This is a genomic window from Glutamicibacter sp. MOO4 (assembly GCF_056934395.1).
In genome coordinates, this window is the sequence record NZ_CM167800.1 from 2752340 (window position 1) to 2774567 (window position 22228).

Annotated in this window: 22 protein-coding genes; 9 read left to right on the forward strand and 13 right to left on the reverse strand. The window is 56.1% G+C overall.

Going from position 1 to position 22228, the window contains the following annotated elements; genetic code table 11:
* Positions 1–249: 249 nt before the first annotated feature.
* A complete protein-coding gene (locus tag AC1Z3F_RS12860) occupies positions 250–936 on the reverse strand; it encodes an SDR family oxidoreductase (RefSeq protein ID WP_483565937.1) in 687 nt (228 codons plus the stop codon).
* A gap of 185 nt (positions 937–1121) precedes the next feature.
* On the opposite strand from AC1Z3F_RS12860, the gene AC1Z3F_RS12865 reads away from it, so the two are divergent.
* Positions 1122–1331: a hypothetical protein gene (locus tag AC1Z3F_RS12865; RefSeq protein ID WP_131089443.1), complete on the forward strand. Its 210-nt coding sequence runs from the start codon at positions 1122–1124 to the stop codon at positions 1329–1331.
* Here the strand turns inward: AC1Z3F_RS12865 and AC1Z3F_RS12870 are convergent.
* Positions 1328–1921 carry a GNAT family N-acetyltransferase gene (locus AC1Z3F_RS12870; protein WP_483565938.1) on the reverse strand — a complete coding sequence of 198 codons (594 nt, stop codon included), beginning with the start codon at positions 1919–1921 and terminating at the stop codon, positions 1328–1330. The two genes, AC1Z3F_RS12865 and AC1Z3F_RS12870, sit on opposite strands and share 4 nt — an antisense overlap.
* 262 nt (positions 1922–2183) lie before the next feature.
* On the opposite strand from AC1Z3F_RS12870, the gene AC1Z3F_RS12875 reads away from it, so the two are divergent.
* The 4 genes from AC1Z3F_RS12875 (at position 2184) to AC1Z3F_RS12890 (ending at position 6035) form a co-directional block, all read left to right on the forward strand.
* Positions 2184–3170: a siderophore ABC transporter substrate-binding protein gene (locus AC1Z3F_RS12875; RefSeq protein WP_483565939.1), complete on the forward strand. Its 987-nt coding sequence runs from the start codon at positions 2184–2186 to the stop codon at positions 3168–3170.
* Positions 3171–3263: 93 nt separating this feature from the next.
* Complete coding sequence (locus tag AC1Z3F_RS12880) at positions 3264–4244, forward strand: ABC transporter permease (protein ID WP_483565940.1); 981 nt, start codon at positions 3264–3266, stop codon at positions 4242–4244.
* The gene (locus AC1Z3F_RS12885) at positions 4237–5283 is read left to right on the forward strand and encodes an iron chelate uptake ABC transporter family permease subunit (RefSeq protein WP_483565941.1); all 1047 of its coding nucleotides are present in this window, start codon (positions 4237–4239) and stop codon (positions 5281–5283) included. Before AC1Z3F_RS12880 ends, AC1Z3F_RS12885 begins: the two co-directional genes overlap by 8 nt.
* Complete coding sequence (locus AC1Z3F_RS12890; protein ID WP_262199080.1) at positions 5280–6035, forward strand: iron ABC transporter ATP-binding protein; 756 nt, start codon at positions 5280–5282, stop codon at positions 6033–6035. The genes AC1Z3F_RS12885 and AC1Z3F_RS12890 overlap by 4 nt, the downstream gene beginning before the upstream one ends.
* A 17-nt stretch (positions 6036–6052) precedes the next feature.
* On the opposite strand, the gene AC1Z3F_RS12895 is transcribed toward AC1Z3F_RS12890, so the two are convergent.
* Genes AC1Z3F_RS12895 through AC1Z3F_RS12935 form a run of 9 tightly spaced genes read right to left on the reverse strand, consistent with a single transcriptional unit; the run spans position 6053 to position 14866 of the window.
* On the reverse strand, positions 6053–6733 hold the full coding sequence (locus tag AC1Z3F_RS12895) for an SDR family NAD(P)-dependent oxidoreductase (protein ID WP_483565942.1): 681 nt from the start codon (positions 6731–6733) through the stop codon (positions 6053–6055).
* Entirely contained in the window at positions 6726–7961 is a 1236-nt protein-coding gene (locus AC1Z3F_RS12900) for a sialidase family protein (RefSeq protein ID WP_483565943.1), read from the reverse strand. Before AC1Z3F_RS12900 ends, AC1Z3F_RS12895 begins: the two co-directional genes overlap by 8 nt.
* 28 nt (positions 7962–7989) lie before the next feature.
* Complete coding sequence (locus AC1Z3F_RS12905) at positions 7990–8760, reverse strand: HpcH/HpaI aldolase family protein (RefSeq protein WP_483565944.1); 771 nt, start codon at positions 8758–8760, stop codon at positions 7990–7992.
* Positions 8761–8779: 19 nt separating this feature from the next.
* A complete protein-coding gene (locus tag AC1Z3F_RS12910; protein ID WP_483565945.1) occupies positions 8780–9736 on the reverse strand; it encodes an aldo/keto reductase in 957 nt (318 codons plus the stop codon).
* 30 nt (positions 9737–9766) lie between these two features.
* Positions 9767–10591: an ATP-binding cassette domain-containing protein gene (locus AC1Z3F_RS12915; RefSeq protein ID WP_483565946.1), complete on the reverse strand. Its 825-nt coding sequence runs from the start codon at positions 10589–10591 to the stop codon at positions 9767–9769.
* Positions 10588–11427: an ABC transporter ATP-binding protein gene (locus tag AC1Z3F_RS12920; protein WP_483565947.1), complete on the reverse strand. Its 840-nt coding sequence runs from the start codon at positions 11425–11427 to the stop codon at positions 10588–10590. The genes AC1Z3F_RS12915 and AC1Z3F_RS12920 overlap by 4 nt, the downstream gene beginning before the upstream one ends.
* Positions 11427–12353, reverse strand: coding sequence for an ABC transporter permease (locus tag AC1Z3F_RS12925; protein ID WP_483565948.1), 927 nt, complete (start codon positions 12351–12353; stop codon positions 11427–11429). Before AC1Z3F_RS12925 ends, AC1Z3F_RS12920 begins: the two co-directional genes overlap by 1 nt.
* A complete protein-coding gene (locus AC1Z3F_RS12930) occupies positions 12350–13285 on the reverse strand; it encodes an ABC transporter permease (RefSeq protein ID WP_483565949.1) in 936 nt (311 codons plus the stop codon). Before AC1Z3F_RS12930 ends, AC1Z3F_RS12925 begins: the two co-directional genes overlap by 4 nt.
* A gap of 3 nt (positions 13286–13288) precedes the next feature.
* The gene (locus AC1Z3F_RS12935; RefSeq protein WP_483565950.1) at positions 13289–14866 is read right to left on the reverse strand and encodes an ABC transporter substrate-binding protein; all 1578 of its coding nucleotides are present in this window, start codon (positions 14864–14866) and stop codon (positions 13289–13291) included.
* Between the two features lie 215 nt (positions 14867–15081).
* On the opposite strand from AC1Z3F_RS12935, the gene pdxA reads away from it, so the two are divergent.
* The 4 genes from pdxA to AC1Z3F_RS12955 all read left to right on the forward strand — a co-directional run bounded on the left by pdxA (position 15082) and on the right by AC1Z3F_RS12955 (position 21196).
* Positions 15082–17322, forward strand: coding sequence for a 4-hydroxythreonine-4-phosphate dehydrogenase PdxA (gene pdxA, locus AC1Z3F_RS12940; protein ID WP_483565951.1), 2241 nt, complete (start codon positions 15082–15084; stop codon positions 17320–17322).
* 67 nt (positions 17323–17389) lie between these two features.
* On the forward strand, positions 17390–18157 hold the full coding sequence (locus tag AC1Z3F_RS12945; RefSeq protein ID WP_483565952.1) for a DeoR/GlpR family DNA-binding transcription regulator: 768 nt from the start codon (positions 17390–17392) through the stop codon (positions 18155–18157).
* A 451-nt stretch (positions 18158–18608) separates the two neighbouring features.
* On the forward strand, positions 18609–19724 hold the full coding sequence (locus AC1Z3F_RS12950; protein ID WP_483565953.1) for a PrpF domain-containing protein: 1116 nt from the start codon (positions 18609–18611) through the stop codon (positions 19722–19724).
* An 11-nt stretch (positions 19725–19735) separates the two neighbouring features.
* Positions 19736–21196 carry an SLC13 family permease gene (locus AC1Z3F_RS12955; protein WP_483565954.1) on the forward strand — a complete coding sequence of 487 codons (1461 nt, stop codon included), beginning with the start codon at positions 19736–19738 and terminating at the stop codon, positions 21194–21196.
* 109 nt (positions 21197–21305) lie between these two features.
* On the opposite strand, the gene AC1Z3F_RS12960 is transcribed toward AC1Z3F_RS12955, so the two are convergent.
* The gene (locus AC1Z3F_RS12960) at positions 21306–21566 is read right to left on the reverse strand and encodes a GlsB/YeaQ/YmgE family stress response membrane protein (protein WP_262199077.1); all 261 of its coding nucleotides are present in this window, start codon (positions 21564–21566) and stop codon (positions 21306–21308) included.
* A 77-nt stretch (positions 21567–21643) separates the two neighbouring features.
* A complete protein-coding gene (locus tag AC1Z3F_RS12965) occupies positions 21644–22228 on the reverse strand; it encodes a hypothetical protein (RefSeq protein ID WP_483565955.1) in 585 nt (194 codons plus the stop codon).

The following is a 22228-nucleotide window of genomic DNA, read 5'->3' on the forward strand; positions in this document are numbered from 1 at the left end:
TGCACGCGAGACTATTTCGATGACGGGGTACTAAAGACCAGCTAACGTAACAAATCGCGCAGCTGGGTAACGCTGCGAATTCTGCCCGCAACCATGCGTCATATCGTTGCTATCTTCGTTCCTCTCTTCGTGGTTTGCGCTGTGAATACCCAACTTAAACACCAACGGCCGCCGTAGCTCCTGAGAATTCAGGAGTTACGACGACCGTAGGTGTTTTGCCCTCTAGGGATCGCTTGGTGCACCAGCTGCTTAGCTAATGGCCTCAGCAATCGGGGTTGATCCGTCGTAGAAGTTCACGGTCTGGCGAACCGCTGCCTTGGTATCAACTACGTGCGTGATGACCTCTGCGACGTTGTCGCGTGATGCCTTGCCGGTCTCTGAACTGGCCGGAGCACCGTCAATGTTTCCGGACTCATCAGCGATGACCAGCTTCTTAGTGGCTGGTTCAAGGGTCAGTGCGCCTGGACCAAGAATGGTGTATTCCAAGTCAGTGTCTCGAAGTACGGCATCCGCATCATGCTTTGCCTTGGCGTAGGTGTAGAAGGAGTTCTCTGGATCGAGGTTGTCCACATCTACTAATGCGCGGGAGTAGGAAACCATCACGAAGCGGCTGACACCTGCTTGTTTTGCAGCTTCCATCGAACGAACCGCAGCATCAAAGTCCACGGCGACGGTGCGTTCTGGGCTACCGCCGCCGGCGCCGGCCGAGAAGACAATTGCGTGTGCGCCGGTGAACGCTTCGGTCAGCTGTTCAACATCAGCGTTTTCGATATCAAGCACCACTGGGTTGGCACCGGTCTCGGTGATCTCTTCAGAATGCGCAGGGTTACGGATCAGGGAGTCTACGGCGAAACCGCGCTCGACCAGTTTTGGTGCAGCCAGCAAAGCTACCTTGCCATGGCCACCAATAAGGACTACTCGACGTTCTTCAGACATGTACTACTCCTTCTGATCGTTGATCTCATCGTCTTATTCGGCACAACGACGATGAGTTGTGAACTATTCCCAAGAGACCACTAAACAGACCCAATCTGATAGTCCGCTCAATGCCAGTTTTATTCAATGCTCACCGAGCGTAGCCTCAATGCAGAAAACAAAACCTCAACCCTGGACGAACGCTCATGAAGCAGAAAACCTTAAATCTGGAACTGACCAATGATCAATTCGCTGATCTCACCAACGCTTTAGAAGACCACCGGGATTACTTCAAAAAGCGTGCCGATGAAGCCATGCTCGGAATGAGCCTAGATACCGGCTACTGGAAATCTCGTGCAGAACAAGTTCAAGAAATCCTAGGGCTTGTTATGCACAGCGCACGACAAGATCATTAGCCTCGGTTAGCCGACCACTCGTCAACGAGCATCGCGTAGGCATAACTGTCCATCCAGGCCCCGCTGCGATGCAGGCTGTTAGCTTTTTCAAAAGCTTCACGGCGCATGCCTACCCGTTCCATGAGTTTCACCGAGGGTTTGTTGGCTGCGAAGCATTCCGCAACAACTCTGCGTAGCCCCAAATCTTCGAAGCAGATTTCCATGACCTTGAGCACCGCCTCGCTGGCATAACCTTGGCCAGCGAACTGGGGATCAAAGCTCCAGCCGAGTTCTGCTTCCACGGATTTAGTCTGTTCCACAATTTCTCGTTGGCCCCGAGCATCCTTGATGTAAACCATCACGGTTCCAAGGAGGCGCAGTTGGCCATCCGGTGTCTGCAGCTCTACTGCGACATCGAGATCGATCTTCCCCGATTCCAGAAATTGCTCTCGGTAAGTCTCAAAGTCGTGAGGTCCGGCAGTGATCCACTGGGTTACTTCTGGCAACTTGCGGTAGCTCCAAGTAGCTTCCAGATCTTGTTCGGTCAGTCGTCGTAAGCGTAGTCTCTCGGTGCGCACGGGCCACTGGATCTGCTCAAGGCTAGGAGTCATGAAGCTATCTTATCCAGTGAAGCCAATTCATGTTTCGTGAAATAGCGAACTGCTACAGCATGTATTTGTCTCGACTTTCGCAATGAATACCGGAAGTAAGCAAGTACTTAACGTTGTTTACTGTGTTTCACGTGCAACATTCGAAGCAGAAGGGTACGGATGGCCTGAATCCGACTTGGCTTAATATAGTCAGATAAGGCTAAGCTAATTATCAGATCATCCACTCGCGCAACCAATGAAGGTTGTCATAAGAAAGGACGCTATGGCCTCCATCAAGCTCCGCGCCGCTGCTCTTCTCAGCATCGCTGCCCTGTCCCTCACCGCTTGCGGCTCTTCCACTGATACCGCCGCAGAAGCTAACGCGGATGATGCCAAGAAAGTTTCCTTCACCGACAACGACGGCGAAAAGAACGTCTCCGTACCAGCCACGTCCATCGTCGCAACCGACAACCGAACCTTCGAAACCCTGGATAGCTGGGGCATCAAGCTCTCCGCAGCAGCCGTCACCCTGATGCCTGATAGCATTTCCTACACCAAGGACAAGGACATTCTTGATCTGGGTAGCCACAAGGAACCAAATCTTGAATCAGTCGTCACCGTAGACCCGGACCTGATCATCAACGGTCAGCGCTACGCCCAGTATGCAGATAAGTTCAAGGAGTTGGCCCCCGAGGCCACGATCGTTTCGCTAGACCCTCGCGATGGCGAGCCACTGGATGCTGAACTAGAACGCCAGGTCACCACACTGGGCGAGATTTTCGCCAAGCAGGACGAGGCCAAAAAGCTTGTTGACCAGTTCGAAGCAGCCCAAAAGCGCGTCGAGGCTGCCTACAACACCGATGACACCGTCATGGGCCTGGTCGCTTCGGGGGGCGAGCTTGGCTACTCAGCGCCGAAGACCGGACGCACCGTTGGCCCAATGTTTGATTTCCTCGGCCTGACCCCAGCGCTGGAACTTGAAGACTCCTCCACCGACCACGAAGGTGACGACGTCTCGGTTGAGGCCATCGCCAAGTCCAACCCAGACTGGATCATCGTCATGGACCGCGACGCCGCCGTTGCATCCGACGGCCCTGACTACCAGCCAGCCAAGAAGCTGCTGGAAGAATCCGAGGCACTGCAGAACGTGACTGCAGCCAAGGAAGGCCAGGTTCTGGTGATGCCAGCTGACACCTACACCAACGAGGGCATCCAGACCTATACCGAATTCCTCAACGGATTCGCTGATGCTCTCGAAGCCGCCAAGTAACATCCAGACACGTCTCAGCACCTTAGTGGCGAAGCCAGAATTCTGCTTCGCCACTAAAGCTGTTTTTCCACCACACTTCTTCACGGCGGCCACATGACAAGCACAATCACCTCGGGGCGAACCCCACCAAGGGTCTTCACCGGCAAACTAACACTGGGCATCCTCGGTGTTTTACTGCTCCTAGCCTTCTCGCTCTTTACCGGCGTGTACGACATTTTTGGCCAAGACGACGGCGCACAGATGTTCGCCATCACACGCATCCCGCGCACCATCGCCTTAGTTTTGGCTGGAGCCGCGATGGCCATGAGCGGCTTGGTCATGCAGCTACTGACCCAAAACCGGTTTGTTGAACCCACCACCACGGGCACCACCGAATGGGCCGGCCTTGGATTACTCACGATGCTGGTGCTGTTTCCGACCGCAAACCTGCTGGCAAAAATGGGTGTGGCTATCGCCTTCGCCTTTGCCGGAACGATGATCTTTTTCCTCTTCCTCCAACGCGTCTCACTCAAGGCTTCGCTGACGGTGCCAATTGTGGGCATCATGCTCGGTTCGGTTGTCGGGGCGTTCTCAACATTCCTGGCGCTAAGCACCGACAAATTGCAGTCTTTGGGCATCTGGCTGGCCGGTTCATTCACCTCGGTAATCCGCGGCCAATACGAAGTGCTGTGGATCGTTGCTTTCGTGGCCGTAGCGATCTACATCGTGGCCGACCGCTTCACCGTTGCAGGCCTGGGCGAAGAGATCGCAACCAACGTGGGCTTAAACTACCGCCACGTGATGCTCCTTGGTACTGCACTGATCGCAGTAGCAACTGGCGTGGTCACCGTAGTGATTGGCAACCTGCCGTTCTTGGGACTGATCGTGCCAAACATTATCTCCATGGTGCGCGGCGATGACCTGCGCAGCAATTTGCCATGGGTCTGCCTGCTGGGCATCGCGATCACCACCGTGTGTGACCTCATCGGCCGCACCATCATCATGCCCTTCGAAGTTCCGGTGTCCCTGATCCTCGGGGTACTCGGTGCGATCGTATTCATCTTCCTTCTGTTGAGGCAGCGCAAAGTTGGCTAATCTCATTTCTTCCCCTGCACGTGCTGCTCATCATACTGGCCGCTCATCGGGCCCACTACCGACCGTCAAGGTGCGCAAACGCTACTGGCTGACCCTGTGGATCCTTGCTGGGCTGGCAGTATTTTTTGCCGTTGGACTCTTGGCTTGGGATAACCCGATGCCGCTGGAATCCACCGGGTTCTGGGTGATCGCGAAGCTTCGCGCCAGCAACATCTTGACCATGGTGATCGTTGCCCTGTGCCAGTCCATTGCCACCGTCGCTTTCCAAACGGTGACCAACAACCGCATCATCACCCCGTCCATCATGGGTTTTGAAGCCTTATACCGCGTGGTGCAAACCGGGGCGGTCTTTGCCTTGGGCGCCGCCGGAGTCACTTTCTTGACCGGGGTCAGCCAGTTCGTTGTGCAGGTCGCCATCATGGTTGGGCTCTCCGTAGCGTTGTACGGCTGGCTGCTCTCGGGCAAGCTCGGCAATATTCAGATCATGTTGCTCGTAGGCATCATCATCGGCACCGGCTTAGGTTCCATTTCTACCTTCATGCAGCGCCTGCTGACACCGAGCGAATTTGATGTACTCACCGCCCGCCTCTTTGGCTCCATGGCCAACGCGGATATGAGCTATATGCCGGTGGCCATCCCGCTGGTCATTATCGCCGGCGGTTACTTGGTGCTGGCTTCCAAGAAGATGAACATCCTGGCCCTAGGCAAAGAAACCACGATCAATCTAGGGATCAATCATCGCCGCGAGGTGATGAAAACATTGTTCTTTGTTTCCATCTTGATGGCTGTGACCACCGCGTTGGTGGGACCTTTGACCTTCCTTGGATTCCTCGTGGCAACGCTGGCTTATCAATTAGCTGACACCTACGACCACCGCTACATCTACCCCATGTCATTCCTCATCGGCTTTGTGGTTTTGGCCGGCGCCTACTTCATCATGAAAAACCTGTTCTACGCCCAAGGCGTGGTGGGCATCATCATCGAAGCCGTTGGCGGCATTACCTTCTTGATCTTCATCCTGCGAAAGGGACGGCTGTGATTACCCTCAAAGACGTCAGCAAAAAGTACAGCTCCACCGTAGCCATCGGCCCCGTGACGCTCAAGATTCCCACCGGAGGCCTGACTGCACTGGTGGGTCCCAACGGTGCAGGCAAGTCCACCATGCTCACCATGGTCGGACGTCTACTGGGCATTGATGAAGGAACTATCGAGGTCTCGGGCTACGACGTCACTAAAACCAATTCAAAGGATCTGGCCAAGATCGTGTCGATCCTGCGCCAAGAAAATCACTTTGTCACTCGACTGACTGTTCGACAGTTGGTGGGCTTCGGACGATTCCCACATTCCAAGGGCCGGCTGAATCAGGTGGACGAAGAAATCATTTCGCGGTCCATCGACTTCCTGGACCTTGGTGAGCTGGAAGGGCGCTACCTTGATGAGCTCTCCGGCGGCCAGCGTCAGCGCGCCTACGTTGCCATGGTTCTGGCCCAGGACACCGATACTGTTTTGCTTGATGAACCACTGAATAACTTGGACATGAAGCATTCGGTAGTCATGATGCAGCACCTCAAACGTGCTGCGGCAGAACTGAACCGCACCATCGTTATCGTGCTGCACGACATCAACTTCGCCGGGCACTACGCCGACTACATTTGCGCCATGAAACACGGCAAGGTCGTAGAGTTCGGCACCCCGGAGCAGATCATGCAAGATGAAATCCTCACCGAAGTTTTTGAAACCCCGGTGAACGTGATCCCTGGTCCCAACGGGCCGCTGGCGGTGTACTACTAAACGATGGGTGTGCGCGCCTAGCCCTTCAGCGACGCTCCACCGCAGATGGTCAGGACCTGACCGGTGATGGATTTGCCGTGCTCCCCGCCCAGAAACAGCACAAGTGCTGCAACATCGGCAGGGTCAACGAGTGCACCCAGCGGAGGGGTGACCGGTGGGACTCCAGCACGGCGTGGATCAACCATCATCGGGGTGTTGGTTGGCCCCGGTGCAACCACATTGCAGGTGATTCCGCGGGGTGCCAGCTCCATGGCCCAACTTCGCGATAGCCCCACGAGCGCAGATTTGGTGGCAGCATATTGGCTCTTTCCAGCCACCCCGCTCATGGTGCGACTGCCAATGAGGATAATGCGCGAGCCATCATCCATTTTTGGTCCCAGGGCATTAACCAGCACCATCGGCGCCTGCACATGAACGGCGTGCATGCCGGCTAGGTCCTCGGCTTTGAGCTCCCCCAGCGCTCCGGTAGCCATAAAACCAGCAGCGTGGACCAAAAGGTCTGGGGCTTCCAACTCCCCCGCTGCTTCTTCAACTTGGGCCAGATCTCCCAAGTCGGTACCACGCCAACTAAATCGATCATTGGTAATGCCCGGGGCCCGACGGCTAAGACCGGTGACTTCATAACCGGCATCGAGCAAGGCGACGGCAATAGCTTCACCAATGCCGGAGCTGACGCCGGTGACCAGTGCGCTAGGCATCGTCGCCTGCTTGCGTAGCACTCACCCATGATGGGTCGATGCGCACGTACTTAATGGCTTGACGGAAATAGGTGTAAGCCAGGTGCAATGATCCGTCCTGTCCTTCATGGATGGAAGGGTAGGAGAATTCTCGATTCAGTCCTTCACGAGAGTTATTGGAAAGGCAGTAGCCGTCGCCTACCTCAAGGTTTCGGCGTGCTGGCCAACTGCGACCATTATCTGAAGAGATCGCCACCGTCAGTGGTGCGCGCGGCGTGCCCCAGAAAGCTTTTCGCACCCCGGCCTCTTGGGTAGGCACCGGTTCAAAGACCACCGGTCCATCCACGCTGGAATCCAATCCCTCGTCATCGATTTCGTCGTAGAGCGACAAGCGACGTTCGGTCTGTTCATCGGCTTGCGAGTGGTTGTAGATCAATGCCAATCGTCCATCGTTCATGGCGACAAACTGAATTGAGGAATTGTTATTTGGCAATTCGGTAGCTTCTGGCACACTCCAAGTCAGTCCGCCGTCCGCGGAACGTGACGCGTAAATCCAATCAGCCCAGCGGCTGCGATACAGCGCCAGCAGGCTCCCGTCGGCGAGCGCCGCAACGTTCATGTGAACGGCGCCGGTGGATCCTTCAATAATCTGTTCGCTCCAGGTGACCCCGCCATCGGTGGAGACCATCAGTGCGGAGTCGTCAAAGTCCCCTACCCATTTTTGCCCCGGTACGGTGGCGCATCGGAAGACCGGGACAAAGAGTCGCCCGTCGACCTGTACCGGTGGTTGGCGGACAAAAACTCCGCCGTGCTCGGTTGCGGCAAACAAGGTCTCCGGTTCACCCCACGTGCGTCCGTGATCATTGGAGATGCGCCGACGTACCTCGGAGGTGTCCTGGTTGCCCGCGTGCTGAGCTGTATAAAGCAACCACAGCTGATCCTCGTGACGGTAAAGAATCGGGTTCTGTTCGGAGCGGGTCGAGTCAAAGGACAGCTGCTGTGCCGCAGACCAATTTTTTGCCCATTGCCCGTCGGGTTGGCGCGCCAGGGTGGAGAAGTAAATGCTGATATCCGCCACCCCTTCCTGGGTACCGCCGAACCAAACGCAGCCTAGATCCCCGTTGCCCAGGGTCATCACGTTAGCTGCGTGGGATTGCACGGTGGGCGCAGGCAGGTACGCGTAGGCCAGCGACTCATCCTCGTGGATCTGACCGTTGGGGGTAATGGTGGAAAATTCAGTCAACGACATTCTCTGTTTCCTTGCTATCTGGGGTTGGCTAGGAGCGGGCCTGCTGCAGGTGCGCCGCAGCCGTTGCTTCCAGATGGGTCAAATCCGAGGCCACGGTGGCGAAGGTGTATCCCTCGCCCAGGCGCTGCTGGGCCAATTCGCCGTTGGCGTTGTGGATACCCGCAGCGATGCCGGCTTTCTGCGCTGCAGCACTGACGCGGGTGAGGGCTGCTTCGAATTCATCCTTGATTGCAGGGTCCCCGGGGAATGCGGCACCGATAGCCAAAGCTAGGTCGCTAGGCCCAACGTAGAGTCCGTCCAAGCCTTCGACGGCCGCGATTTCTTCCACATTTTCCAGGCCGCCAGGGGTCTCGATCATGGCGAAGACCATGGTGGCGGCGTCGGCTTCTGCCGGTACCGGTCCCACTCGTAAGGCGGAGCGCATTGGTCCGTAGGAGCGAATACCGTGAGGTGGGTACTTGGCATATTTAACAGCGTTAGCAGCATCTTGCGCGTCGTTGACCAGTGGCACGATCACCGCGACAGCACCGGCGTCCAGTGCCTTACCGATGGCGGTAGCGTTATTGGCTTCTACTCGTACTACCCCGGCAGCCTGATGTGATGCGTCGATAGCCATCAGCCCGGTGAGCATACCGTTGTAGCCGAGGAGGCCATGCTGCGCGTCCAGGGCAACGTAGTCGTAGCCCAGGCGTGCGATTCGCTCGGTGGATACCGGAGAATCAAGCACTACCCAGTAACCGACAGCTGGTTCACGGTCTTGGATCTTACGAGCAAATTCGGTGGCAACAGTTGAAGTCATGATGTTTTTCTCTTTCTATTTAGCGGTTGTAGGCAGGCATCGGGCCGTGCAGCGACGCGGTGGCATCGGCTGCGGCCTCGGCCAGAGTCTGGTCCAAAGGGCCGTTGGCGATAGCGGCGATGTTTGATTCCAGCTGACTCGCTTTGGAACCGCCGAGCAACAGTGCATCAACGCCTTGGTGGTAGGCCAACCAGCGCAGAGAGAGTTCTATCAGGCTGATGCCCGCATCCTTAGCAAGCGTGTTCAAGGCTTCGATGCCCTTGAACAAATCCTCATCCCAATATCGTTCGGTGTACATACTGGCTAAACGGGAAGTGCCAAAGCGGCCATTCTCCGGTTGTTCCGCGAAGCTATGCAGCCCGGTGAGCAGGCCCCCACCGAGCGGATTGTAGACCATGCTCTGCACGCCCTTGGCTTGTGCGAAGGGCAGGTATTCGGTCTCGATGCGACGTGCCACCAAGTTGTATAGCTGCTGGGCTACCACCGGTTGCGGAGCACCGACGGCCTGGGCCACATGACTGGCCTCTGAGATCTGCCAGGCGGCAAAGTTTGAGACACCGAGTGAAAGGATTTTCCCTTCCTCATGCAGCTTCGCAACCTCGCTCAGGGTATCTTCTAGCGGGCAGGCGTAGTCCGGCTGGTGAAGATAGAACAAGTCCAGTCGGTCGGTCTTCAACCGCTGCAATGATGCCTCAACACTGCGTCGTAGTGCCGCCGGCGAGAGCGGCGAATCACTGCCAGCATCGGCATGCGGCATTCCAGCTTTGGACGCTAAGAACACCGAGTCCCGTTTGCCCACCAGCAGTGTCGCCAGCAATTCTTCGGTAGCGCCACCCACATAGGCATTGGCGGTATCGATGTGAGTGATTCCTGCGTCGAGGGCCACGTTCAGGATCTCGGAGCTGGCTTGAGCGTCCGCGGTATCCCCGAAGGTCATGGTTCCCAGAACCAGCTGGGCTGGCGTGTTCTTGAGCATTATCTTTGCTTCCTTGCTTGTTTCTTTGTCTTAGCTGGTCAGCCCGGCCAGGATGTGGCGTGGCTTCACACCCTCCATCTGGCTTGGATCCAAGGCTGCGCGGCGCAACTTTCGGGTGTACTGTTCGGCCGGTGAGGTCAACACCTGCTCGGTGGTACCCAACTCGACCAGTTTGCCGCGTTGCATGACCATTACCTGCTGGCTGATTTCTTGAACTACACCTAGATTGTGTGAAATAAAGACGTAGGAAATTCCGGTATCCGCCTGAATTTCGGCCAGTAGCTTGAGCACCTGAGCCTGCACCGATACGTCCAACGCACTGGTCGCCTCATCACAAACCAGAAGTTCTGGTTTGGAGGCCAGCGCCCGAGCGATACCGATGCGTTGCCGCTGTCCGCCGGAGAACTCATTGGCCCGCTTATCTAACGCCGTCTTAGGCAGACCGACTCTGTCCAACAACCGCAGAGCTTCATCACGCCGCTGCGCGGGGGTGCCCTCCTTGTGGATTCGCAGCGGTTCGGTGATGATCTGCTCAGCACTCTGGCTTGGATCAAGCGACCCATAAGGATCTTGGAAAACCATCTGGAACTTGCGCCGCAAGGGGCGCAACTGCTTTTCGTTCAAGGCCACCAGATCGGTTCCGTCAAGCAGGATCTGTCCCTTGGCTGGCTTGATCAAGCGCATGATGGACTTGGCGATAGTCGACTTACCGCAGCCCGATTCGCCAACCACAGCTAGGGTCGTGCCGCGCTGAAGGTCGAAGGAAACATCATCCACTGCGCGGAATATTCCGTTGCGGGTGTTGTATTCAACGCTCAGGTTTTTCACCGATAGGAATGGTGTCTGCTGGTTCATGATGCTCCCTCGGATGCCATCGGTGTTTCGTCCCATGCTCCCAGCCGAGGAACGGCCGCGAGCAGCTTGCGGGTGTAATCCTGCACTGGTGCATCAACGATTTGAGCGGCGGGGCCGGACTCAATGAATTTCCCTGATTTCATCACGTGGGTCTGATCAGAAACCAGTCGAGCAACACCAATATCATGGGTGATCATCAGAATCGAAATGCCACGTCGTTGCTGCAAATCCAGCAACAGGTCAAGGATTCCCGCCTGAACAGTGACGTCCAGGGCGCTAGTTGGTTCATCAGCGACCAAGAGCTCTGGTTCACTGGCCAACGCGATGGCGATAAGCACTCGTTGCAGCATGCCACCGGAAAGCTGGTGCGGGAACTTTTTTAATTGCTCTTCAACCAGCGGGATACGTACCTGCTCTAGGAGCTCAACAGCTTTGTTGTGCACCTCATTTTTGTTCTTGATTCGCCCAGCAACTTTGATCGCTTCACGTAGCTGTGAACCGATGGTGGCCACGGGGTTCAACGCGGTCATCGGGTCCTGCGGAATCAACGCGAGTCCGCGCCCACGGAACTTGGCGATCGCCTTGGTATTTGCCAGTACGTCTTCGCCCTTGATCCGCACTTGACCAGAAAGTGCAGCCAGGCCTTTGGGCAGCAATTGCAGAAGGCCCATCGCGGTGGTTGATTTACCGGAACCAGATTCTCCAATGATGGTGACGGTTTCGCCGTGACCGATACGGAAGCTGACGTCGCTGACCGCCTTGAAGATTCCGTTATCGGTCATGAGTTCAACGCTGAAGTTTGATACTTCGAGAATCGCTGTATTTTGTTCACTCATCACTTACTTTCCTTTCGGGAAGTCAGGCGCAGGTTACCGTCACGAAGTGCGTCACCTAGCAAGTTCACGCCAACCACAAGGACGACAATGAACAGACCTGGCAGGGTGACCATCCACCATGAAGTCGTGATGTAGTCCTGTCCATCAGAAATCAGTCGGCCCCAAGTGGAGAAGGGACGCTGCGGACCAGCACCAAGGAAGGACAGTGCGCTTTCGAGCAGAACTGCCTGTGCCAGCAAAAGCAGGATGACCAAACTGGCCTGCTTGAAAACATTGGGGATCACGTGTTTGGCAAGGATCTGCAGTTTAGGAAGACCCAAAGTTTTGGCGGCATCAACATATGGTTTTTCGCGTTCCACCAAAACCAGCGAACGGGTCAACCTGGCAACCTCGGGCCACTGCGCAATGGCGATAACGCCGGTGATCACGGGAATTGACGGTCCAAAGAGTGCCACAACCAGAAGCAACATCATCAATAGCGGCAGCGAGAGCTGAGCTTCAAGCACACGGGAGATGATCACGTCAGCCCACTTGCCGTAGAACCCTGCAATGGATCCAAGGATCACGCCGATGGCACCGGAAACCACCACCGCCAGGACACCAATGGTCAACGAGGTCTGGCCACCGAATAGCACTCGGGAGAGTAAGTCGCGTCCGAGCTGGTCAGTGCCAAACAGGTGCCCATCAACAAACGGTGCCAGTCGTCGCGCGCCCAGGTCCTGCATATTCGGATCTGCGATGGGCAACAGGTTGGCCAGCACAATCGGAATGAAGACCAACAGGGTCAGGATCGTTCCCAACCAGAGTTTGATTCGAGTTGCGCGGGTCCGGCGAGCGGCAGCCGACTTCTTTAGTAGCTGCTTGGTCACTGCCGAACAACGTACCGGATCCGGAGCTTGGGTGGGGTTTTGGATTGTTGTGCTCATACCGATGTTGCCTTTCCGAGGCGGACCCGAGGGTCCAGCAGTGGGTAGGCCAAGTCGATCAGCAGCTGAACAGCTACCGCCAGCAATGCGGTGATCAGCACGGTGGCCTGAATTAGGGGGTAATCGCGAGTTTCCAGTGCGCGCACAATCAGCGAACCCACACCGGGCCAGCCGAAGACCACTTCGACCACCACAACACCGTTGAGCATGGCCGCAAAGCGTGTGCCCAGCGCCGTGAACACGGGGATTCCGGCGTTGCCCAAGGCATAGCGCCAGGTGAGAACTCGTTCGCTCACACCGCGTGAGCGAGCGATGCTCAGATACGGTGCATTAAAGTTCGTAGCCATTTCTCGCTTGACCATGCGTGAGACTAACGCAATCTGCAAGATCGCCACTGTGATGGTGGGTAGGACCAGCCCTCCCCAGGTGGTGAAACCGGAGGCCGGGAACAGCGGGATGATGACCGAGAATCCGGTCAGCAACATGATGCCCGTCCAGAAGTCGGGCATGGACTGTCCGGCGATGGTCAGTACGTTCACGCCCAGTTCCGCGTCGGTGTCAGCACGGCGTGCCATCCACATGCCCAATGGGATTGCCACCAAGGCAGCCAGTAAGATCGAGCTGGTGGCCAGGGTCAGCGTGTAGGGAAGGCGGTCCATAACTACCTGTACCGCAGGAGCCTGGAATGAGTAGGACTGCCCCAAATGTCCGGTGAAGAGTTGGCCAATGAAGATCACGTACTGCTGCAATAACGGCTTATCAAGACCGAATTGCTCGCGTACAGCAGCGAGCTGTTCGTTGGTTGCCAGCGGGCCGGCAAAGGAAGCGGCCGGATCGCCCGGCGCCATGCGGATCAGCAGGAAAACTACCGAAACGGTCAAGAATACCGTGAGTAGTCCCTGTCCGATGCGCTTGGGAAGATAGGTCAGCACGGGTCAGCTCTCCAATCCCACACGGGCCAGCGGGTAGGCGTTGGCGGCGGATAGTTCCAGGTTTTGCACGCGATCGCGGCGGGCAAGAATTGATTTGGGGGTGAAAGCCCAGGCGCAGGGCCAGGTATCCCAGACTGCTTGCTGAGCAACTTTGAGGTACTCGGTGCGCTTGGCTTCGTCTACTTCCGAGGCTGCACGGGCAATCTTGCGTGCGACATCATTATTGACGTAACCCTGATAGGTATCGCGGGTCTTTTCCTTTTCCGCGGTTCCGGCATACATGCCTTGCAGCATAGTGATCGCCAAACCCGTGGGGCTGGAGAAACCATTACCCAGCAGATCCCAATCGCCCTCTTTGCCTTGACGCCATTGGAGGATGTTTCCGCCAGGCTCAAATTGCTGAAGTTCGGTTTTTACTCCGATATCACCAAACATTTGCACTAGGGCTTCCATGATGGCGGTATCTGAGGGGAACTCGCCGGTCTCCCAAATGATCTTGAGTTTCAGATCTTTGACGCCCAACTTGGTCAGTAGGGATTTGGCCTTGTCGGGGTCGTAAACGTAGTCCCCCGTCTTGGCGTATCCGGACAGGCTAGTGGGGGTGACTCCGCTGGCTTGTTCAACGGTGTCGATCAGCACATCGTGCACCAGCGCCTTGCCGTCAATGGCGAAAGACAATGCTTCGCGCACCTTAGGATCAGAGAGCGGATAAGATTTTGGCTTGCGGAAGTTGTAGAAAATCTGGTTCAGGCGAAGTGATGAGGCGCTTTCAATCGTGACGCCGGGAAGCCCCTGCAGCTGCTCCATGGAGTTAGGTGAAATCGAGTCGATGACATCAACTTCACCACTGCGCAGGGCAATGACTCGCGAGGATTCTTCTGGCAAGAACCGTACGTTGACTTGCCGCACCGGTGCCGGTTCGCCCCAGTACTTTTCATTGCGCACCAAGGTGTAGGTTCCAGCTCCGCGATCAAAAGACTTAACGGTGTAAGGACCGGTTCCAACGCCAGTCTGCAATTCTTCAGCTTTGTTATCTTCGCCGGGAGAGATCAAGATCAGTGCCATCAATGCATCCAAGATGGGAATCGGTCCCTTGGAGTCCAGGTGGAAATTCCGCTCATCCACCTCAGTGACCGTAGGGAATTCCGGGAAGAAGCTTGCGACAAAAGATCCCTGAACCTTGGCGTACATTTCAAGCGCGGTAGCCACATCTTTGGGCTTCACTGCTCGGCCGTCCGAGTAGACGATTCCCTTGCGCAGCTTTACAGTCCATCGCGTCGGTGAGGTCATCACCATCGATTCAGCCAACATCGGGATAGGCGCAATGTCTGGACCGATGGCGGTGAGGCCTTCACGAACTGAACGCTGGACCGTCACTGCCGCATCAAACTGGTTCAGCTTGTTATCCAGTGAAACCAAGGAACGGTTCAACGCCAAGGTCAATGTATCTTTGCCGGGCAGCCCTGTGGGTCCTGCGCAAGAGGTGGCGCTGGCGCCCACTGCTGCAAAAAGTCCGGCGGCTCCAGCCAGCCGCAATAGCTGGCGTCGCGACATCTCAGGTGCTGAGATTCGTGCGGTCATCTTCGACCTCCCAATCGACGTTCTGGAGCGCTTCACCCATAGTTATTAGGGCCATTCACTCACTGTGATGTGTGTCTCTGAAATACCTTGCCACGCTTGCGCGAAATGCGCAATAGGCATAGCGCATTTCGCGCAACTGTGTCATGATTACTCCAGAAGTACACGGATACCTGAAACGATTCCGACAATGAACCAAGGAGGTGACAAGCACCCAAATGACCAAGAACGAAAAAGAATTCCTGATTCTCGCCGACGATTTTTCCGGAGCCTGCGAAGTGTCCTTGCCTTGGAGCGAACGCGGGATCCCGACTCAGATTTCTCTGGACAACAGTGAGGAATCTACGCTCACGCACTGCCGCGCAAGAGTCGTGGACACCAATAGCCGCTATCTGGAACCAACCGTCGCTTATGAAAAGCTTGCTGCCATTTCCAAGGGGCAGACAGCCGATACCCTCATCTTCAAGAAGATCGATTCGCTATGGCGAGGCAACCTCAACGCAGAGCTCGCCGCTTTGGCTGCAAACGGCTACCAACTGGTGATAGCCGGCGCACTGCCTCATTTGAACCGTGCCGTTGTTGATGGAAAGCCACTGATCAACGCAGAACTCCTGGGGTCCACCGATGCATGGCAAGTCGAAGCGGGGCAGGCTCCAGAATCAGTCGCAGATCTCCTGAACGATTTGGACACCGTCAACCTAGCTCGGCCCACACTTGCTAGCACTGAGGCCGACTTTCAGCATCAGTTGACTGAGGCAATCCACGCAAAACAGACGATCATCGTTGATTGCAGCAGCGACGCGGACCTCTTATCGGTCGCCGAAACATGGCTGAACCTACGCGCAGCGGATCCCGAGCGCTTTGGGCGAAGCATTCTTGTTGGTACCGGAGCACTCAATGCGGCTTTGGCCAGCAAGTTCGGTGAACCTGCAGAAGGTTCCACCTCAGAAACTCCACGGAACGCTGAACAATCCGGTGGGCCCACGCGCCACATCCTTGGTGTCATTGGATCCGCTTCCGGACCATCTGGCGAGCAGCTTCGTCGTGCAACCCAAGCAGGGATTCGAAGTGTCGAGTCTATTCGGGAGCTAGGTAAGACCAGTCCTGGGCATCCGACGCTACTGCACGCCACACGTGCCGCTTCAAATCCGGCGGACGTACTGCAGACCCTGCGCGCGCAAGCAGGTGAATTCCTCGCTTCGAATCCAGATGCGGACCTATTCCTCACTGGTGGCGAAACCGCCCGAGCCATTCTGGACGATCTTGGCATTTCCAGCCTGACACCAAAGAAGCAGTTGGAGCCTGGAGTTGTCATTTGCCAAGCCTCAGACGGACGGCTCATCGGCACCAAACCCGGATCCTTCGGTAGTCCCGAAATACTCATCAATGCCCTAACCACCCTGCGCACAATGCGCAATACTTCTTCTCAGGAGCCTGAACTCATGAGCACTACTTCCCTAGATACTCGCCCAATCATCGCCGTCACCATGGGTGACGGATCAGGCGTCGGCCCCGAAGTGACCGTCGGCGCTCTGCTTGATGCCAATGCTTACAAGATCAGCCGCCCAGTAGTTATCGGCGACTGCTACCGCTTGGAACTTGGCGCCAAGGCGTTGGGTCTTACCGCGAATATTGTCGAAATCACTGCGGTCTCCGAAGCTCAATTCGTTCCCGGGCGAATCAACGTTATTGATCCCCACCTACTTTCCAAAGACCTTGCTTGGGGCGAAATTTCTGCCGAAGCAGGCAACGGCGCCTACCACTACATCCGCATCGCATGTGAGCTGGCCATGGCTGGTGATGTTCAAGGCATCTGCACCGCTCCACTAAATAAGGCTGCGCTGCACAAGGCCGGACACATCTACCCGGGCCACACCGAATTACTTGCGCACTTCATGGGCGTGGAAGAAGTCTCGATGATGCTTTCCACTCCCAAGGTCAAAGTCATTCACGTGACAACTCATATCGGCCTCATCGATGCGATCAGCAAGATTGAGCCAGGTCTGGTGGAGCGCACTGTCCGTCGTGGGCACGAAGCACTGGTGCGCGCAGGCAACCCCACCCCTAAAATCGGTGTCTGTGCGATCAACCCGCACGCTGGCGAAAACGGTCTGTTTGGTTACGGCGAAGAAGAAGAGAAGATCATCCCTGCGCTCGAAATCCTGCAAGCCGACGGGATTAACGCCATCGGCCCACTGCCCGCAGATACCGCATTCTTCTTGGCCGGACGAGGCGACTACGACCTCATCGTGGCCATGTACCACGACCAGGGCCATGGCCCGGTCAAGGTTCTTGGCATCGAAGCCGGCGTGAACATCACCGTCGGGTTGCCCGTGATCCGCACCTCCGTTGACCACGGCACTGCCTTCGACATTGCCGGCAAGGGCATCGTTGAGGTGGGAAGCATGATTGAAGCATTGCAGCAGTCAGTGAATCTGGCTTCGGTTCCGGTCAAGTAAGCGAGCAACACTAATGCCGATACACTCGGCGTAGTAGCTTCACCAAAGCAGAAAGAGAAAGGGTCCCATGTCAACCAGTGCCAAGGTACGCCAAGGGCAAATTCTCGAACTGGCCAATACCAGCGGGTTGGCCAGCGTCGAGGAACTCTCCGAACGATTTGGTGTTACCGCTTCGACAATTCGCCGCGATTTATCACGGCTTACTGGTGAAGGGAAAATTGCGCGCACCTACGGCGGCGCGATGCCTTTGACTGCGCCGGTGATTGAATCCACTTTCCGGCAACGGAACATGGAAAACGCTGCGGTAAAAGTTGCCATCGGCCGTAAGGCGCGGACCTTTGTAGCCGAAGGTCAAACGATCCTGCTCGATTCAGGATCAACTGTCGCTTCGCTAGCGCATGAACTGTGCGACGCTAACGAACTGACCGTGGCTACCACCTCACTAGTGGTGGTCGAAGAGCTGACCGAAGCCGAACACATACACGTGGAGTGCATCGGTGGCACACTAAGGCATCGAAGCGCTGCCTTTGTGGGCCCACTGGCCGAATACTGTCTGGAACGAATGAGCTTTGATTCCGTTTTCCTCGGGGCAGACGCAGTGACCCCCGATGCCATCTGCGAAGCCGACCTGGTGCAGACCCGGCTCAAGGAGAAGATGGCCTCACGGGCACAACAGGTCTTTGTCTTAGCCGATAGCTCCAAGCTCAACCAGCACCCATTTCACGCCTGGGCCAAATTGCCTGAGGGGTGGACGCTGATCACCGACAAACAAGCAACGGCAAATCAGCTCGCTCCGTTCAAGAAGGCCAAGGTCAACGTCGTCATCGCCGGTTAGTACCCAAGCATCCAGATAGACCCACCGCCGCTGGCGCCACGAAATTCGTGGCGCCAGCGACGTCTTTAATAGCGCTTTGCGCACTTCAATAGCAAGCGGTGACCACGTACACCGAGTCTTAGAGGACCTCGTCTCAACACCGTTTAAATTCTTTTCACAGATTTCGCGTCCAATCTGTAAGCAACACTTCAATCATTTTCATTTTTGGTTCAACCGCTGAAATCTTGTGACTCAGCAAGCCAATCTACCTCGATTATCGGCTCAGAATCCTCAGAATCCCTACCTCACATAAGCGCCATTCAAGCTAATTAAGCATTGCTACATCCCCTTGAATCTTATGTACGTAGACTTCAAATGTGATCCAGATTATGTTCGTTTAATAGCCGGATGACGCTTTTTCCGGACCGAGTGACCGGGAGCAAAGCGGGCACAACGAGACGTAGGAATGACGATGAACATACAAGCCGAATGGATGCGCGGAGGCACCAGCAAGTGCTGGGTCTTCGAATCCGATCATGTGGAGCAGACCGGGATCAGCCTTGATCTGTTGCTCCCAAAGATCTTCGGAAGCCCAGATTCACGACAGATCGACGGTGTCGGCGGAGCCACCTCCACCACCAGCAAAGCCATCATCCTTAGCCCTTCTACCGATGCAGACGTTGATGTTGAATACACCTTCGCTCAGGTCGGTATCGAAGAGGCCACCGTGGACTGGGGCAGCAACTGCGGTAACTGCTCTGCAGTGGTTGGACTTTATGCCATTGAGCAGGGATGGGTTACCCCCGAAGGCGACGTCACCCGAGTTATCACCCGCAATACCAACACCGGGCAGATCATCATTCAGCGGCTAGACACCCCCAACGGCGCCCTGCCAATCGTGCCCCAAGCTCAGATGCCTGGCGTCGCTACTCCCGGCTACAAAGTCGGACTTGGTTTCCGCGATCCAGCAGGCAAGACCACCGGCAGCCTGCTACCAACCGGCAACTCGACCGACACCTTAGATATTGAAGGCCGAAGCTGGAGGGTTTCCATGGTGGACGCTGGAGCACCCGTAGTGGTTGTCCGCGCAGAAGATTTGAGCCTAGATATCAATGACTACGAATCGTGGATGAGCGCCGTTGAACTACAGCTTCCCATCCTTGATAAGGTACGTCGCGAAGGTGCGGTACGCATGGGGCTGGCCACAATACCCGAGCAGGCCGCTCGTGCCATTCCAAAGCTAGCCATCGCTGCAGCCCCACAGGTAGAATCCGGCAGTGATATCAACGTCATGATGCTCTCCATGGGAAAGCCGCATCCCGCCTTAGCTATCACCGGAAGTATTGCACTGACCATCGGTGCCCGCACACCCGGCACGGTTTTGCACAGTATTACCGGGGATCCAACCGGCGCCACACTGAGGCTGCGAACTCCTGCGGGAATCATCGAAACCTGGAGTGAAGAGCGAGAAGGCTCATTGCTCGTCGGAGCAGATCGTACCGCCCGCTCTATCGCCAGTAGCACTATCCACCTCCCCGAGTCCCTCGGCAGCGTTGCCGGGACCGACCTAGCAAGCGCCAGTCGCTAAGGAGAGAGACCATGACTAAAACTGAGCTCGACGTTGCGCCAGTGACTGATCGCAATGACGTTGATTTTCACACCGTTGACCCACGCCGCCAAAAGCGTCGCACCCGTCGTAATATCCTGATTGTTGCCGCCGTAGCCGCCGTGGTTGTACTTATTGCACTACTGGTTGGCCCTTCAATGGCTAACTCCGCGGCGCCGGCCGACCCACAGAGCAGCCTAACTTTTGAACAGATCGTCCCACTGGTAGTCCTCGTGCTGATGTTCATCATCGCCACCAAGTGGCCGGTGAATATCGGCGTGATGGGTCTGGTTGCTTCCTTTGGCATCGGCTACTTCATGCTCGGCATGGATGACAAAGAAATCTTGGCGGATTTCCCAGCCAGCATTGTGCTGACCATTATCGGCGTCACCTACTTCTTCTCCATGGCTCAGCACAACGGGACCATTGATGTCATCGTGCAAAATTGTGTGCGCCTGGTCCGTGGCAAAACCATGCTGCTTCCATGGGTATTCTTCTTGGTTGCCGCCGCGCTAACTTCGTTGGGAACCTTCTCCCCGGCAGCCGTGGCGCTGCTGGCCCCAGCTGCGATTGGCTTCGCCTACGAATCGCGCATCCACCCGCTGCTCATGGGCGCCTTCATTATCAACGGTGCGCACGCAGGCGGATTCTCGCCACTGTCGGTTTCCGGTGTTCTGGTCCACGACATCGCCATGGAAAATGGTTTCCCGGTCTCTGCCAACGCACTATTTGTCGCCAGCTTTGCCATCAACCTGATTCTTTCGATTCTCACCGTGATCGTCTTCGCTGCGCTGGGTAAGTTGCGTTCCGGTGAAGGTGTGGCACATACGGATGTTGAAGAGTCACGCAGCACCCGTCCGCACGGACAGCAGATCTACACGCTGGTACTCATTGCTGTGATGCTCTTCTGCGCTTTGGTTTTGCGTCTACCGATCGGCTTTGTCGCACTGAGTGCAGGTCTGCTCTTGGCCTTGCTGAACATCAAGGATCAGCACAAGTTTGTCGCCGGGATTTCCTGGTCCACCGTTCTTTTGGTGGCCGGCATGATCACCTACGTCTCGCTGCTGACGCACATCGGTGTGATTGATACCTTGGCCCATATGGCTTTGGCTTTGGGTGCACCAATCCTCATCGCCTTGGTGCTGTGCTACGTCATCGGTATTGGTTCAGCCTTTGCCTCATCCACCGCACTGCTGGCCGCTTTCATCCCGCTGGCTGGACCACTGTTGTCGGTGAGCTCGTTGAGTGTTTCGGGCACCGTGGCTGCCATCGCCATCTCGGCCACCGTGGTTGATGTTTCCCCGTTCTCCACCGCTGGCGCGCTGGTAGTGGCCAACGTGAAGGAACAAGACCGTCAGCGCACCTACAAGCAGTTGATGATGTACGCAGGTGCTGTGGTCCTTATCGCTCCGGCATTGGCTTGGGCCCTGCTGGTACCAACCGGCATCATGTAGACCTAGACTTCAACAATTGAAAATGGCAGTGGACGGGATCCAACAGGATCCCGTCCACTGCCATTACGCTAAGTAGCTAAGCGTACTCAGACCGTCTGTAGCACCATGCTTAGCGGCGCTTGCCGGTGATGAAGCCCCAAACGATCAATACGATCAGGGAACCACCGATAGCTAGCAGCCAAGTCGAAAGCGACCAGAACTGGCTTACCCCGACACCAAAAATTGCGGAGCCGATCCAACCGCCGAGCAGTGCACCAACTACACCAAGAACCAACGTAGCGATCCAGCCGCCACCCTGGTTTCCTGGCTTGATGGCCTTTGCGATGGCGCCGGCAATGAGTCCAAGGATGATCCAACCAATAATGCCCATTTTTTGTTACTCCCCATGTGTTTTTGGCACGACAAACGTGCCGCTAGTGATTTACTACTTATTACCCGGAGACCGGCTCAGATGAGCACGGCTTTATCCGAATCCTGTTTTTCTGGTTTCTGGAAACTGAAGGAAACGTGCTTGTGTGCAAAGGGCACACCCAGCACCATTTCAAGGTCAGGGATGACCCGGCCGTTAACCAGCTCTATTCCTCGATTCGCCGGTGCATCGGCGCGCAAGGTGAATCGCGCATAGAGTACGGGCTGCGTGGCGCTGCCACCGATTTGAATATTCGCATCCACAATTTCTGGTTGCGTTTGAGCGGCGGATTCCACAGCCCTAGCTATTACCGAAGTTTCGATCTCGCTGACTCCCTCGTTGCGCGATTCATATCTAAATTCATGTGCCGCCGGGCGGCGTGGAATGGCGGTGATGATCACGGCCAGTGAAAGCACAATGCCCACGATCCCTACCGCCAATCCCAGTGGCAGTAAGTACTGCTGGTCTATCGGCAAACTGTTACCACGCTGCGCTTGACCAAGATCTTGACCGGCGGGAAAACCAAGCAATACTGCTGCCAGGCCCAAGCCGCCAAGGACCAGCAAGATAAGTCCGAGGATCGCCAGGATGATTCGCTGACGCACTACATGTGTTGTCCACAT